Genomic DNA, 14,486 nt, shown 5'->3' on the forward strand with positions numbered 1-14,486 from the left:
ATTCGTATGCAAGATCGGCGGCGCGCCACGATGGGAAGAGGCCGTACCTCATGACACAGCTTCGGATCGGTGTGATGTACAACCGCGACTGGGCCCCGGAGGAGTTGCCCGGATTCGCGCGGCAGGTCGAGGCCCTCGGTGTGGACGATCTCTGGGTGGTCGAGGATCTGGGGTGGAACGCGGGGATATCGGCCGCCTCCATCGCGCTGGGGGCGACACAGCGGCTGCGGGTGGGCATCGGGATCATGCCGGCGCCGTTGCGCAGTCCTGCACTGCTGGCGATGGAGGTGGCCACGGTGGCGCGGGTGTTCCCCGGCAGGCTTGTGGCGGGGATTGGGCACGGGGTGGCCGAGTGGATGGCCGACGTCGACGCGGTCGCGCGGTCACCGCTCGCTCTGCTGGAGGAGACGATCCGCTCCGTGCGCGCCCTGCTCCGCGGGGAGCGCGTCGTGCTGGACGGGCAGGAAGTGCGGCTGGCCGGCGTCCAGTTGGTCCATCCGCCGGCGGAGCCGCCGCCCGTGGTCGCGGGTGTGGTGCGGCCCCGCTCGCTGGAGCTGTCCGGGAGGGTCGCGGACGGGACGGTGATCGCCGAGGGGCACGGGCCCTCCGATGTGCGGAGCGCTCGGGTGGCCGTCGAGAAGGGTGGTGCGGCCGCGGACCACACCCTGACGGTGTTCGCCTTCTGCTGCGTGGGGGACAGTGCCGATCAGGTGAAGCATGAGCTGGAGCCGCATGTCGAGGGCCATGGCGCCTGGCTCGGCCGCCCGCAGGAGCAGGTGCACACCGTCTCCGGCACGGCGGAACAGGCCGCCGAACGGGTCCGCGAGCTGGAAGCGGCCGGGGCGGACACAGTGGTGCTGCGCATGATCGGCCCTGAGCCGGCGCAACGACTGGGGGATCTGCTGAAGGCTCTTGGCCGCTGACTCCGGTGGCAGCGAGTCGGCCATCCTGGCCAGGCACTGGACACCGCGCCCGGGTCCGTACACGATCCCGTGCATGACAGTCGAGGACGCCATCACCGCCACCGCCGACCGGATCGCCGCGCTGCTCCCGGCGGGGACCGACCCGCGGACGCCGCTGCCGGGTGCCGAGTGGACGGTGGGGGAGGCGGCGGCGCATCTCGCGCTGGCGGGGAAGCTGATGCGAGACATAGGGGCGGGCAAGATCCGGCCGTACGGCGACGGGACGCCCGCTGGGCTCGCGGCGGCCAACAGCGCGTCCCTGGCCGCCTTTCCGGAGCGGGATCCGGTGGTTCTCGGCACGGTGATAGCGGACCAGGCCCAAGCCTTCGTCACGGACAGCGCCGGCCGCTCTCCGCGGGAGCAGGTGCTGACACCGATGGGACCGATGGATCTGGCCACCCTGGGCTCATACCTGCTCACGCATCTGCTCGGGCACGGCTACGACATCGCCGTCGCGCTGGACCGGCCGCACATGGTGAGCCGGGAGGTCGTCCCGTTCACGCTGCCCTTCATGGGGCTGGCCATGCCGCGCGTGGTGAACGCCGCCGCGGCCGGTCACCACGCGTGCTACGTGGTACGGACCGGCCGCGACCGCTTCGCCGTCACCTTCGAGGACGGGATTCCCACGGTCAGCGACGAGCCGCCCAGGCGCCCCGACTGCACGATCGCCATCGACCCCGTCGCCTTCCTCCTCCTCGCCCTCGGCCGCTGGAGTGCCCCCGCCACCGTGGCCCGCGCCAAGGTGATCGCCTGGGGCCGCAGACCGTGGCTCGGGCCGCGCTTCCCGGGGCTCTTCTCTGCGCCGTAGCCGAAGGCCTGAACGCCCTTACGCCCAGCAGCCGTTGACGGTGGCGGCGAGGCCGTCGAGGGCATCCTTGGTGTCGGCGGGGGCAGCGGTGGAGTTGTTCTCGATGAAGGAGAAGATCTTCCAGTTCCCGTCCGCCGCCTTCGTCAGTCCGCTCAGCGCGATCGCGCCGGTGAGCGTGCCCGTCTTGGCCATCACCTTGCCGACGGCGCACTGGGAGTCGGCGGTGTCGAAGCGGCCCCACTCGGGTCCCAGCGTCGAACCCGCCTCGCCCGCGACGGGCAGTCCGTCGATGATGTACTTCAGCGTCGGGGCGTTGGCCGGGTCGTCGGCCAGGTCGAGGATGTCGGCGATGGTCTGGGCGGGGATGCGGTTGGAGCGGGACAGCCCGCTGCCGTCGTGGATCTCGAAGTTGGTCAGCGAGATGCCGTACTGCGTGAGGATCTGGCGGACGACCGCCGTGCCGTCCTCGAAGGTGGCCGGGCGGCCGGAGGCGAGCGCGGTCATCCGGAGGAGGGTCTCGGCGATATCGTTGTCACTCACCTTGAGCATGTGCTCCACGATGGTCGACAGCGCGGCGGACTGATGCTCCGCCACGGGGACGGCTCCGGTGCCCGCGACGCCGTGCGTGACACTGCCGGTGACCGTGACGCCCTGCGCGGCGAGGAGCTTCGCGAAGGTCTGTCCGGCGTCCAGGGACGTGTCCGTTACGTGGTGGCCGTCGACCACCAACGCCCGTACGGGAGCGATGGAGTCGGGGTAGTAGCCGTCGTTCCAGCCGGTGGCCAGGTAAGGCGCGGGGAAGAGGCTGTCGTCGACCTGGACCTTCACCGAGGTCAGGCCCGCGCTCTTCAGGCCCGCGACGACGGTCGTGACCATCGCGTTCAGATCGGCGGAGGTCAGGGTGCGGTCCCCGCCGCCGACCAGCGTGACCGTGCCGGCGTCGTAGACGACCTTCGTGGTGAAGCGGTGGCCGGGGCCGAGGACCGTGAGCGCGGCCGTCGAGGTGCCGAGCTTGGTGTTGGACGCCGGCATCAGCGCGGTGGTCGCGTCATGGCCCCACACGACGTTGTTGGACTGCGCGTCGATGACCACACCGCTGAGCGTCGTGCCCAAACGGGTGTCCTGGATGCGGGTGTCGAGGTTGGTCGCGATCTGCTGCTCGGCCGGGTCCGGCGTGGCGGCGGTCTGCCCGGCGGCGAACGCGGACGTGCCGAACAGGATCGTCCCGGCGACGGGGGCGGTCACCGCGATGACGGCGACCCGGCGGAACATCGGACCGACCGTTCTGCTCTTGCGGTGGCGTCCGCTCGCGTGGTCGGTGGCGGGGGAGTTGGGCATGGCGGCCTCGGCACAGGGGAGAGTGAGTGGGGGGTACGAAAGATCCGGGGATCTTGAAAGGGGAAAGTAACAGTTCCAACTCACGTTACCCATGGGTACGTTGTGAAGAACGGGAGCCTGGCTGGTTTGCGACGGTGCCGTCAGTACTCGTCGTCGCCGAAGGGCAGCGAGTCGAGGTCCCCGGTGAAGTCCTCCACGCTCGGGAACATCAACTCCAGTGCGTCGCCCGGGAGTTCATGCCGGGCACCCGAGGCGGTCAGCGCCTGCTCCGTCCAGATGCACTTGCCCGTCGACGTGTACCGCGTCCCCCAGCGCTGGGTCAGGGCGGTGATCAGCTGCAGGCCGCGCCCGCCCTCGTCCGTGTCCGTGGCGCGCCGGATCCGGGGCATCGTCAGACTGCCGTCGAAGACCTCGCAGATCAGCTCGGCGCCGTGCAGGAGGCGCAGACTGACCGGGCCCTTGGCATGCCGCACCACATTGCCCACCAGCTCGCTGGCCAGCAGTTCCGTCGTCGGGGTCAGATCCTCCAGACCCCAGGTGCTCAGCTGCTCCCGCACATGACGGCGGGCCTGGCCGGCCGCTTGAGGGTCGTCGGGGAGCGACCAGGACGCGATCCTGTCGGGGGTCAGGGCGTGCAGCCGGGCGACGAGGAGGGCGGCGTCGTCGGCCGTCGGATGCTCGGCGGGCAGCAGCCCCGCCGTGAGGGTGTCGCACAGCCGCTCAAGCTCCAGCCGCTCCGAGCCCGCCTCCACGCCGGCGCCGGACCGGTGCGCCGCGCTCAGCAGCCGCGCCAGATCCGACATGCCCTCGTCCATCTCGCGCTTCGACGACTCCACCAGACCGTCGGTGTAGAGCACCAGCAGACTGCCCTCCGGCACCTTCAACTCGACCGTCTCGAACGGCGGTTCGGCCGCGCCGAGCGGCGGATCGGCCGACAGCTGAGGGAAGTGCACCGTGCCGTCCGGGTGCACCACGGCCGGTGGCGGATGACCGGCCCCGGCGATGGAACAGATCTGGGTCGTCGAGTCGTAGAGCGCGTACAGACAGGTCACGTACGACTCCTCGCCCATCCCGGCGACGAGGTCGTTCAGGTGGCTCATGATCTCGTCGGGCGGCAGCTCCAAGTCGGCCAGGGTGTGCAGCGCGGTGCGCAGCCGGCCCATCGTCGCCGCCTCCGGCAGACCGTGCCCCATCACATCGCCCACCACCAGGGCCACCTGGCCGCCCGAGAGCGGGATGATGTCGTACCAGTCGCCGCCCACGTCCATGCCCTGGCCCGCCGGGAGGTAACGGGCGGCGGCGGTGCACGCCGGCAGGTCGGGCAGCGCCCGGGGGAGCAGGCTGCGCTGGAGCTCGCGGGAACGGTCGTGCTCGGCGTCGTAGAGCCGGGCCCGTTCCAGGGCCTGGGCGACGAGGGCGCAGATCGTGGCGAGGAGGGTGCGCTCCTCGTCGGTGAGCCGGCGGGGGTGGTCGAAGGCCACGACGCAGACGCCGAAGGTGTGGCCGGACGCGGTCAGCGGCAGGAACGCCCACGCCTGCTTCTCGGCCCTGGCCGGTCTGGCGGCCAGCTCGGGATAGCGGGCCGCGTACTCCCCGACCGAGGAGAGGAACAGCGGCACGCCGGACTCGATCACGTCCCAGGTCGGCTCGCCGGGGGCCCGGGCGTGGCCGTCGACGACGTGCAGGAAGTCCTCCGGGTAGCCGTCGGCTCCCACGGTGTGCAGCCGGTCGCCCTCGATGGCCTGCACCAGAAGTCCGGTCGCGGCGAACGGCGGCAGCACCCGGCGGGCGACGGCGGCCACCACGTCCTTCGAGGTCGTCGCCTTGGCGAGGGCGGCCGTCAGCTCTCCTATCCGGGCCGCGCGCCGGGCCACCGCCAGCTCGGACGCCCTGCGCTCCTCCTCGTGCTGGCGCTTCTCGGTGACGTCGGTGAGATAGAGGGTGACGCCGTCGGGTCCCGGGACCAGCCGCAGGTGGTGACGGCGGCCGGTGCCCTCCAACTGGGCGTCGAAGCCGACCGGCGTCTCCTCGGCCGCGGCCTTGCGGCAGCGGTCCTCCAGGCCGGGCACGTTCCGCACCGTGGGCAGCTCCCACAGGAGGCGCCCGAACAGCTCTTCCTCGGACAGGCCCAGGGTGCGCTCCGCCTCCAGGTTGGCGAAGGTGATCCGCCAGTCGTCGTCCACCGCGAGGAAGCCGTCGCTCATGTGGCGCAGGGCCCGGCTGAGGGAGTCCCGGGCGGACCGGGACTCGTCGCTCTCCCAGCCCACACCGATCATCCGCAGGGGCTCGCCCTGTTCGTCGTAGGTCGCCCGGCCGCGGGCCCTGGTCCAGCCGTACGTGCCGTCCAGGCGGCGCACCCGGTACTCGGCCTCGAACACGTCGTGCTCGCGGATCGCCCGGTCCACCGCGTCCAGCGTCGGCGGCAGGTCGTCGGGATGGACGCACACCATCCAGTTCTCGACCCTCGCGGTGTAGTCCTCGGGGCGGGTGCCGTACAGCTCCAGGGCCGCCTCGTCCCAGATCAGCTCACCGCCCTGGATGTCCCAGTCCCACGAACCGACGCTGACCTCCTTCAGCGCCTGCCGCAGCCGGTCACGGTGACCGGCCGGCTCCGCCGTGGAGGGGCCGGAGGGCGGCGGCGCCTGGCTCATGCGCTCCTCGGTCCAGGCGACCAGGTCCCGCAGGAAGGCCCAATGGCGCGGTGTGGGCTCACCCTGCTCGCCCATCAGGACCGTGAGCGCGCCGATGCTGCGGTCCCCGCCGGACACCGGCACGGAGGCCAGACCCGTGCCGGGCCACGACAGCTTCCGGCCCGGGGACCCGCTCACGGTCGCGGCCTCCACCGGAACCCACGGAACCCACACACCGCTGCCCTGGTGCAGTGCCCTGGCCGGGGCCGTCGGGCCCTCCTGGTCGATGATCTCCCACGGGCGGGTCAGGGCGGGAGGCAGACCGGTCGACGACACCAGCCGCAGCGCGGACATCGGGCCACGCAGATGAATCGCTCCACCGAGAGCTCCCAGCTCGCCCACCGCATGCTGCAGTGCCAGCCGGAAGACTTCGCTCTCGGTGACGCCGGGGTCCACCGTGCCGAGCAGAGCCAGACGTGCGTTCATACCGTAAATTTTACCGTTCCCGCCTCACATGACACTGGCTCCGCAGGACTCCCACCCCTGGCTCGAGCTGTCGCGCAGGGCTCTCAACAGCCAGCATTCCAGGCCGAGTTGCATCGGAGTTCCGCCGACGTTCCCTCGGGTGACAATACTCGGCATCCGGGGCACCCGCGCCCTGTGCGACAGCAGGGACCGCGGACCGTGCGCAGTTCACGGAAGGGGTGGGGAGTGGTAACGACCTACGACTACCTTTGTGGTCGTCCCGGAAACCCTTGATCATGCCCGCGCGTTGTCACCCCGTCAGGCTCACCGCCCACCCGCCAACGAGGAGCGGCATGGACATCGGCGTATTCATCCCCATCGGCAACAACGGCTGGCTCATATCGAAGAGCGCGCCCCAGTACGGACCGAGCTTCGAGCTGAACAAGGCCATCGTGCAGAAGGCCGAGGAGCACGGGCTCGACTTCGCACTGTCGATGATCAAGCTCAAGGGATTCGGCGGAGAGACGGAGTTCTGGGACCACAATCTGGAGTCGTTCACCCTGATGGCGGGCCTGGCCGCCGTCACGGAGCGGATCAAGCTGTACGCCTCCACCCCCATCCTGGTACTGCCCCCGGCGATCGTCGCCCGTATGGCCACGACCATCGACTCCATCGCCCCCGGCCGCTTCGGCATCAACATCGTCACCGGCTGGGCCCCCGGCGAGTACTCCCAGATGGGCCTGTGGCCCGGCGACGAACACTTCGGCAACCGCTACGCCCGCGCCGCCGAGTACGTCACCGTGATGAAGGAGCTGTGGAGCGAGGGCGTCAGCAACTTCAAGGGCGAGTTCTACGAGATGGACGACTGCGTGCTGTCCCCGCGCCCGGCGGACGGCCACATCGACATCGTCGCCGCCGGACAGAGCAACACCGGGATCCGGTTCGCCGCCGAGCACGCCGAGTACAACTTCATCCTGGGCAGCGGCGTCAACACCCCCCTCGCGCTGTCGGGCACCACGGCCACGCTCGTCGAAGCGGCCGAGGAGACCGGCCGTGACGTCGGCGCGCTCTCCCTCTTCATGGTCATCGCCGACGAGACCGACGAGGCCGCCCACGCCAAGTGGCAGGACTACCACGACAACGCCGACCACGCGGCGCTGGCGTACATGGCGGGGGAGACGGCCACCGACACGACCTCCGACGGCACCTCGACCGCCCGGACCATCGCACTGCCCGAGGGTGCGGTGAACTTCAACATGGGCACACTGGTCGGGTCGTACGAGACCGTCGCGAGACTGCTCGACGAGGTCGCCGAGGTCGAGGGCACCAAGGGCATCATGCTCGTCTTCGACGACTTCCTCGAAGGCCTGGAGAACTTCGGCACCCGCATCCAGCCGCTGATGAAGTCCCGCTCCCAGGCCGACTGATCCCCTTCCCCGCGAACGCGGCCCCGGAGCCGGACACCCGCTGTCCGACCGCTCCGGGCGTCGCTCCGGACCCGCCAGGACAGGAAGGACGCCGCCGTGACCCGTAGTGCCCAGGAGGAGGACTACGAGCGCGCCGGGCTCGACGGGCGGCTCAGCCCCGGCACCTCCCCGGCGCTGATCCTGGTGGACCCCGCCCGTGCCTACGTCGACCCGGACTGCCCGCTGTACGCAGGCGTCGAACCGGCGGCCGACGCGATGCGGACCCTCCTGGCCGACGCGCGCCGCGCCGGGATTCCGGTCGTCGTCACGCGAGTACGGCTGAGGGCGGACGGCAGTGACGGCGGGGTCTTCCTACGCAAGGTGCCGAGCCTGCGCGTATTCGTCGAAGGCAGCCCCTTCGGCGAGTTCATCGACGGACTGGCCCCGACGGCGGCCGAACTGACGGTGACGAAGCAGTGCCCGAGCGCCTTCTTCGGCACCGGTCTTGCCGAGCACCTCACCGCCGCCCGCATCGACACGGTCCTCATCGGCGGACTCTCAACGAGCGGCTGCGTCCGCGCCACCGCCCTCGACGCCATGCAGCACGGGTTCGTCCCGATCGTGGTCGAGGAGGCGGTCGGCGACCGGGACCCCGACATCCACGCGGCGAATCTCTTCGACATCGCGCACAAGATCGGCGAGGTCTGGCCGCTCGGGCGCGTCCAGGAGTACCTGGAGCCGTTCGGCTGACCGGGGCACCGGACGCTAGGCCGCCCGGTGCCGCCCCATGACGGGCTCGGCCAGCACTCGCGCCACCGGGCACAGAGTCTGACCGTGCCGCGCGAAGAGTTCGTCGCGCGAGTCGAAGCGGCCCAGATCCGCCACGACGTACGCCGAGAGATCGCACCCGGCACCCGATGTCGGGCAGAGCGTCGCCCCGTCCCAGTCGATCGCCGTTCTGGACAGCGCCTCGAAGAGCGTCTCCGAACCGGAATTGGTGAAACCGGCGTCGGCTCCTTCGCTCAACTCCCCAAGGCTGCCGAAGAGTTCGGACACCGCGAGCCAGGAGGCGGACGGCGCGTGGTCAAGACGGAATTCCGGCCAGGCCAGCAGAACCCGGTCCGGGACGATCCGGCGCAACCGGGGAAAACGCGGATACCAGAACGTCCCGTCCACCAGCAGTCCGCGCACCCGTGTGGCCACCCCGGCGGCCCGCGCCACGGCTTCGAGTACGGCGAGCCGCTGACTGCACGAGCCACGGCCGCGGCGCAGCACCTCGGACACCGGCCGTTCGTCCTGCACCGAGTACACCGGCCGTACCGCTGCGGTGATCAGGCGGTGGGCGTGGCGCAGGGTCTCGATCCGGCGGACGGTCTCCGAGTCCGCCGTCACCTCGATCCCGTCGAGCAGCGAGAGCACGAGCGGATCCCGCCAGTCGAGGATCCGCGTCGGGGCCGTGCTCCCCGTCGCCGCCACATCGCCACCGCCGGTGGTGCCGACGCGGGAACGCCCTCTCGGTGTGAGCAGCGAGCTCGTCATGACCATGGTCCTCTCGTCGGACAGCCCCGACGGGCAGGGACGTCCGACGAGGGGACCATCATGAAGGATTAATTGAACGCGTTCAACTCTGCATGTGCTGCCCCTGCGTCAGCCGATTCGCAGGTCGTCGACGCAGGTACTGTTGTCGAACCGGCGTCCACCCAGGCGGTGGTGGCATGGGACTGCGGGAAGATCCAGCAGCTGGAGCAGTCCGCCGGAGATCTCGACGTCGTGCTGTGCGGACCGCAGAAGCAGCTCGTCGAGCCCCGAGGTGGTGACGTCGAGGTTCTACGGCCGGGTTGATCTAGGGTCGGCCCCATGGTTGCCATGAAGCTCTCCGCATCCGCTCGCCGTGTCGTCGAGGCGGCGGAACGACTCGCCGCCACGCTCGGGAACGACCCGAACCACACCGTCGCCGCGGCGGCGATGGACACGGCCGGGAGGATCCACGAGGCGGTCAACGTCTACCACTTCACCGGCGGACCGTGCGCCGAGCTGGTCGCGCTCGGAGTCGCCGCCACGGCGGGGGCGGGTCCGCTCGTCACCATCGCCGCTGCGGGGGATCGGGGCCGTGGCCTCATTCCGCCGTGTGGTCGCTGCCGACAAGCGCTTCTCGATCTGCATCCCGATGTCCAGGTCGCCGTACCGACCGACGACGGGCCGGCATTGCGCCCGATCAGGAAGCTGCTGGCGGACACCTACTTCTTCCCCGACGCGGACGCGTGTCGCATCGTCCGGTTCGAGGGGCACGACGACTACGAGGCCGTCGCCACCGCGCGCAAGACGTCCACCGTCCGCCACGACGAAACGATCGGGGTCGGGCCCGCGATCTTCTTCTTCGAGGGCGACGAAACCCACCGCACGTTGAACGGCACCGTCACCGGTGTCGAACGCCGGCGGCTCGACGACGGTTCGGCTGTCGACCAGTTGACGTTCACCGTCGACGTACCCGAGTGAGGTCGGTGGTCAGGACGTCGGCGGGCCCTGCATCACGAGGGCGAGGCCCTGTTCGGCGTCGTCGTTGAGGGCGGTGTGGAAGGCGCTGTCGTAGGCGTCGTCCCCAACTGCCTTGCGGGCCTGGAGCTCCCATTCCTCGCGGACGGCGGACAGTTCGGGTGTGCCGTGGTTCGGGTGGCCGAGCATGCGCCAGAAGGTGTTCCCGGTGCCCGACGTCCGCGCGGCCGCGATGCCGTTGCCCTGTACCGCGTTGGCCCCCGTGAGGAGGTCGAGCGCGAGGGCGATGCCGAGATTGTCGTGGAGGTTGTGCTTGCTGGTGAGCATGGCCCGGGCATGGAGTTCGGCGTCGTGCGCGCGCCCCTGGAGGAGGTCTATGAAGGCGAGTTGGTGGAACGCGTACGACCGCGCCCAGTGCTCGCCGTACCGCACGCTGAGCCGGCGCAGGGCGACGGCCGCCTCGTAGGCCTCGGCTAGTCGGCCCAGCGCGGAGTGGGCGAAGGTGCGGATCACCATGCAGCAGAGCTGTGGCGCGCCGGACGGTGGCGACTGGCCGTGGGTGATCAGGGCTTGGTCGCACACGTCGTACGCGTCCTGGGGGCGGCCGGCCATGAGGTGGGTGAGGCCGACCGTGTGGGCGGCGAAGAGTTCGGACTGCGGGTCGTCGTCCTGGTGTGCGGCGGCGGTGCATTCCTCCCCGACGAGCAGGGCGCTGCGGTGGTCGCCCTGGAGGGTGAGGGTGATGCCCAGGGCCCACAGGGCGCGGGTGCGGGAGGGGCCCTTGGGTGTGTCGAGGGCCAGGGCGCGTTCGAGGTAGTCGCGGGATTCGTGGAGGTGCCCGCAGCAGGGCCAGAACAGGCCGGTGCGGCCGGTCATCTCCACGGCGGTCTCGGGGTCCGTCTCGATGAGGTGGTCGAGTGCCGCGCGTACGTCGCTGTGGCTCGCCGAGATCCGCGCGTACCAGGCGACCTGCTGTTCACTGAGCCAGCCCGCCTCGGCCTCGGCCAGCATGGTCGCGAAGTGCGCGGCGTGGAGCTGGACGAGCGTCTGCTCCTCGCCGAGTTCCGCGAGCCACATGGCGCCGTACTCGCACAGCGTGTCCAGCATCCGGTAGCGGACGCCCGCCCGTTGCAGCACGGACTGGTCGGCCAGCCGGTCGAGGAGCCGGGGGACGGCGTCGGCGTCGAGCGGGCCGCCGGCGCACACGGACTGCGCGTCGGCCGCGTCGAAGGGGCCGCGGAAGACGGAGAGCCTGGCCCACAGCAGGCGCTCCAGCGGGGAACAGAGCTCGTGGCTCCAGCCGATCGCTGTGCGAAGGGCCCGGTGGCGCCGGGGCCACGCGGTCTCGTCGACGAGCGTGTCGAGGCGTGAGGCGAGGCGCTCGGCGATCTCGCCGAGGCTGTTCTCCCGCAGCCGCGCGCAGGCCAGTTCGACGGCGAGCGGGATTCCCTCCAGGCGGTGGCAGATTGCGGAGACGGTTTCGGCGGCGCCGGGGGAGTCGAGGGAGACGTCCGGGGCGGCCGTGGCACAGCGCTCGCGGAAGAGGCGTACGGCGTCACTCGCACCGCCGTCGTCGATCGACAGCGGAGTCACCTCGACGAGCTGCTCACCTCGGACGCCGATGGGCTGTCTGCTGGTGGCCATGACCGTCAACCCCGGTGCGGAGGCGAGGAGTTCGCTCACCAGGAGGAGGCAGGCGGGCAGTACGCGCTCGCAGCAGTCGAAGACGAGCAGCACCTGCCGGCCGGCCAGCCACTCGCAGAGCGCCTCGACGGGAGCGCGCGGATTGTGGTCCAGGAGATCTACGGCGTCGCAGACCGTGGCGGTGAAGAGCCGGTCGTCGTAGAGGTTCGACAGGTCGACCCACCAGGCCCCGTCGGCGTACTGGTCCCGGACCTGTTCCGCGACGCGCAGTGCCAGGCGGCTCTTGCCCACGCCTCCGCCACCGGTGAGAGTGACCGACCGATGCTTCGTCAACGCCGTTCTGACTGCGTCGAGTTCGCTTGCGCGGCCGACGAAGCTGGTAGTCACGACGGGGAGGTTGCCTGCCACGGTCCCATCCTGCACGGCCCGGGCATGGCGCCAACCCCTCTCGCGGGAAACGGTCACAGGTGATCGGGCTTGGTAATTATTCGGTCGTCCCGTTCGTCGCGGTCGGTCCGCTGTGATGCCGTCGGTTCAGAGGCTCCCGGGGCGGACGAGACCGGTCCGCTTGACCCCGCTCAAGAGGGGAGCGACCTCCAGCGTGGAGATGTGGGGGAGAGCGCCGATGGTCTCGCTCACGAAGCGGTAGAGCGCGTCGAGATCGGTGGCCGCGACCGCCACGAGGAGGTTGGCCGCGCCGGTGGTCGCGGAGGCGAAGCGGACCTGCGGGTGGCGGCTGAGCCGCTGGCCCGTCTCCTCCAGACCGCCGGGTGCGACGGTGATCCACAGCAGCGCCTCGGTACGGATGCCCAGCCGGGCCAGGTCGACCTCGGTCGCGAGCCTCAGCACCTGGTTGCCGAGCAGCGCTTCCAGCCGGCGCCGCGCGGTGAGCGGGGTGGTGTCGGCGCGGCGGGCGAGATCGGCGTAGGAGGCCCGCCCGTCCTCGATCAGAGCCGTGACCAGCGCGTGGTCGACGGGCTGGAGACCCGGTCGGACGGCCGGGGTGGAGTGCTCCGCACGCAGGCTGGACAACTCGGCCTCCGTCAGCAGGCCGCCGCTCCAGTCGAAGGCCGCCGGGAAGACCCGTAGGAGGAGGTACGAGGTCCACGACTGGACCGCCGGAGTGGCCGGAAGGTCGCGCAGCAGCAGCGAGTTGCGCGCGTCCGGCCCGTCCAGGAACAGGATCGTGCAGATCTCGTCGCCGCCGCCGAGGACGTCCACTCACACGGTGTCCGCGCGGCGGGCCAGGGTGGCGGCGATGGCGCTGATCTGGTCGGGCCGGCACTTGATGCGCAGGACCAGTGGAACCAGATCGGGAAACCACAGGGGATTGCGTACGGCGGTGGCACGCAGCGTCCTGTCGAGGAACAGCGGCGCCGCGCGACGCACCACGGTCCGCTCCGAGATGCCCAGGACACGCCCGGACTCGGCGACGACGAGCTGCGCATGCTCGCCGACGCGGGCAGCTCGGTGTCGATCAGCCCGGACGTGGAACTCAAGATGGGCTTCGGCTGGCCGATGACGGGCCGCGTGCTGGCCGCGGGCCTGCGCCCGACCCTGTCCGTCGACGACGTCCCGTCGGTCGGCGGTGACATGTTCTCCACGATGCGTACGGCCTTCGCAGTGCAGCGGGGTCTGGAACGGCGGCCTGCGCTCGCGGGATCTGCTGGAGTTCACCACTGTCGACGCCGCCCGGTCCTGCGGGCTCGAAGCCCGGGTCGGCAGCATCACGCCCGGCAAGGACGCTGACATCATCCTGCTCCGCACCGACGACCTGACCGTCTTCCCGGTCACCGACCCGGCCGCCACGATCGTCAGCGCCGGCCACCCCGGCCTCGTCGACACGGTCCTCGTCGCCGGCCGCGTGGTGAAGCGCGACGGGGCGCTCGTGGGAGCCGACCTGCCCGCCCTGCGTGCCCGCCTCCTCGCCTCCCGCAACCGGATCGCGGAGGCGGCAGGCATCCCGCGCGACGGCACTTGGCGCCCGCGCCCGGAGGCGAAGCAGGAGCGTACGGGGGGCATGTCGTACGACGCCCTCCAAGCGCGGAACAGCCCGGGCCCCGGGGACAGACATCATCCCCGGGGCCCGGTTGCGTAGGTGCCGAGTTCGGCTCAGCCCTCGACGACGCCGGAAGCGGCGATCTCGATCTTCGCCTTGGTGGCGCCGGACTGCGAGCCCAGGGACTCGATCTTGTCGATGATCTCCTGGCCCTCGACGGCCTCGCCGAAGACGACGTGCTTGCCGTCGAGCCACGAGGTGACGACGGTGGTGATGAAGAACTGCGAGCCGTTGGTGTTGCGGCCGGCGTTCGCCATCGACAGCAGGTACGGGCGGTCGTGCTTCAGGTCGAAGTTCTCGTCCGCGAACTTCTCGCCGTAGATGCTCTTGCCACCGGTGCCGTTGTGGTTGGTGAAGTCACCGCCCTGCAGCATGAACTGCGGGATGACGCGGTGGAAGCCGGAGCCCGCGTAGCCGAAGCCGTTCTGTCCCGTGGCCAGCTCGCGGAAGTTGCGGGCGGTCTTCGGGACGACATCGTCGAAGAGGTTGAAGACGATGCGGCCTGCGGGGGCGCCGTCGATGGTGATGTCGAAGTAGACGTTGCTCATAATAAATTCTGTCACTTTCGGTGTGATGCACACTGCCCGGCGCAGCCGTTGTGCCGAACGCCGGACCGTTACCTCAGATAGCCCTGATGACAGAACTCTATCCACAGACCCGACGTCCGCACTGTCGGCACCC

Annotated in this window: 14 protein-coding genes; 7 read left to right on the plus strand and 7 right to left on the minus strand. The window is 70.5% G+C overall.

Going from position 1 to position 14,486, the window contains the following annotated elements; all coding sequences use genetic code 11:
- The first annotated feature begins 50 nt into the window (after nucleotides 1–50).
- Nucleotides 51–923, plus strand: coding sequence for an LLM class flavin-dependent oxidoreductase (locus tag ACFXC1_RS06060; RefSeq protein WP_381239326.1), 873 nt, complete (start codon nucleotides 51–53; stop codon nucleotides 921–923).
- A gap of 73 nt (nucleotides 924–996) precedes the next feature.
- Nucleotides 997–1,770: a maleylpyruvate isomerase family mycothiol-dependent enzyme gene (locus ACFXC1_RS06065; RefSeq protein ID WP_381239329.1), complete on the plus strand. Its 774-nt coding sequence runs from the start codon at nucleotides 997–999 to the stop codon at nucleotides 1,768–1,770.
- Between the two features lie 18 nt (nucleotides 1,771–1,788).
- Here the strand turns inward: ACFXC1_RS06065 and dacB are convergent, their stop codons facing one another.
- Both dacB and ACFXC1_RS06075 read right to left on the minus strand, forming a co-directional pair.
- Nucleotides 1,789–3,108 carry a D-alanyl-D-alanine carboxypeptidase/D-alanyl-D-alanine endopeptidase gene (gene dacB, locus ACFXC1_RS06070; RefSeq protein ID WP_381239332.1) on the minus strand — a complete coding sequence of 440 codons (1,320 nt, stop codon included), beginning with the start codon at nucleotides 3,106–3,108 and terminating at the stop codon, nucleotides 1,789–1,791.
- Between the two features lie 140 nt (nucleotides 3,109–3,248).
- A complete protein-coding gene (locus ACFXC1_RS06075; RefSeq protein WP_381239334.1) occupies nucleotides 3,249–6,224 on the minus strand; it encodes a SpoIIE family protein phosphatase in 2,976 nt (991 codons plus the stop codon).
- Between the two features lie 332 nt (nucleotides 6,225–6,556).
- On the opposite strand from ACFXC1_RS06075, the gene rutA reads away from it, so the two are divergent.
- Together rutA and ACFXC1_RS06085 are read left to right on the plus strand one after the other, a co-directional pair.
- Entirely contained in the window at nucleotides 6,557–7,630 is a 1,074-nt protein-coding gene (gene rutA / locus ACFXC1_RS06080) for a pyrimidine utilization protein A (protein ID WP_381239336.1), read from the plus strand.
- A gap of 96 nt (nucleotides 7,631–7,726) precedes the next feature.
- Entirely contained in the window at nucleotides 7,727–8,359 is a 633-nt protein-coding gene (locus tag ACFXC1_RS06085) for an isochorismatase family protein (RefSeq protein WP_381239338.1), read from the plus strand.
- 15 nt (nucleotides 8,360–8,374) lie between these two features.
- Here the strand turns inward: ACFXC1_RS06085 and ACFXC1_RS06090 are convergent, their stop codons facing one another.
- Nucleotides 8,375–9,148 (minus strand): transglutaminase domain-containing protein, encoded by a 774-nt coding sequence (locus ACFXC1_RS06090; protein WP_381239340.1) that lies wholly within the window; start codon nucleotides 9,146–9,148, stop codon nucleotides 8,375–8,377.
- 171 nt (nucleotides 9,149–9,319) lie between these two features.
- Between ACFXC1_RS06090 and ACFXC1_RS06095 the strand changes: the two genes are divergently transcribed.
- Nucleotides 9,320–9,451 carry a hypothetical protein gene (locus ACFXC1_RS06095; protein ID WP_381239343.1) on the plus strand — a complete coding sequence of 44 codons (132 nt, stop codon included), beginning with the start codon at nucleotides 9,320–9,322 and terminating at the stop codon, nucleotides 9,449–9,451.
- Nucleotides 9,452–9,466: 15 nt separating this feature from the next.
- Nucleotides 9,467–10,105, plus strand: coding sequence for a cytidine deaminase family protein (locus ACFXC1_RS06100; protein WP_381239346.1), 639 nt, complete (start codon nucleotides 9,467–9,469; stop codon nucleotides 10,103–10,105).
- A 9-nt stretch (nucleotides 10,106–10,114) separates the two neighbouring features.
- Here ACFXC1_RS06100 and ACFXC1_RS06105 read toward each other — a convergent pair whose 3' ends face one another.
- From ACFXC1_RS06105 to ACFXC1_RS06115, 3 genes are all read right to left on the minus strand, one after another.
- On the minus strand, nucleotides 10,115–12,133 hold the full coding sequence (locus ACFXC1_RS06105; RefSeq protein WP_381239348.1) for an ATP-binding protein: 2,019 nt from the start codon (nucleotides 12,131–12,133) through the stop codon (nucleotides 10,115–10,117).
- Nucleotides 12,134–12,280: 147 nt separating this feature from the next.
- On the minus strand, nucleotides 12,281–12,967 hold the full coding sequence (locus ACFXC1_RS06110) for an Lrp/AsnC family transcriptional regulator (RefSeq protein WP_381239351.1): 687 nt from the start codon (nucleotides 12,965–12,967) through the stop codon (nucleotides 12,281–12,283).
- Nucleotides 12,968–13,138, minus strand: a complete 171-nt coding sequence (locus tag ACFXC1_RS06115; RefSeq protein ID WP_381239353.1) for a hypothetical protein — start codon at nucleotides 13,136–13,138, stop codon at nucleotides 12,968–12,970.
- Nucleotides 13,139–13,334: 196 nt separating this feature from the next.
- Here ACFXC1_RS06115 and ACFXC1_RS06120 point away from each other — a divergent pair, with 196 nt between their 5' ends.
- A complete protein-coding gene (locus ACFXC1_RS06120) occupies nucleotides 13,335–13,844 on the plus strand; it encodes an amidohydrolase family protein (protein ID WP_381239355.1) in 510 nt (169 codons plus the stop codon).
- Nucleotides 13,845–13,858: 14 nt separating this feature from the next.
- On the opposite strand, the gene ACFXC1_RS06125 is transcribed toward ACFXC1_RS06120, so the two are convergent.
- Nucleotides 13,859–14,353 (minus strand): peptidylprolyl isomerase, encoded by a 495-nt coding sequence (locus ACFXC1_RS06125; protein WP_019074196.1) that lies wholly within the window; start codon nucleotides 14,351–14,353, stop codon nucleotides 13,859–13,861.
- Nucleotides 14,354–14,486: the final 133 nt, after the last annotated feature.

This window comes from Streptomyces hokutonensis, from assembly GCF_042751305.1.
Taxonomy (GTDB): Bacteria; Actinomycetota; Actinomycetes; order Streptomycetales; family Streptomycetaceae; genus Streptomyces; species Streptomyces hokutonensis_A.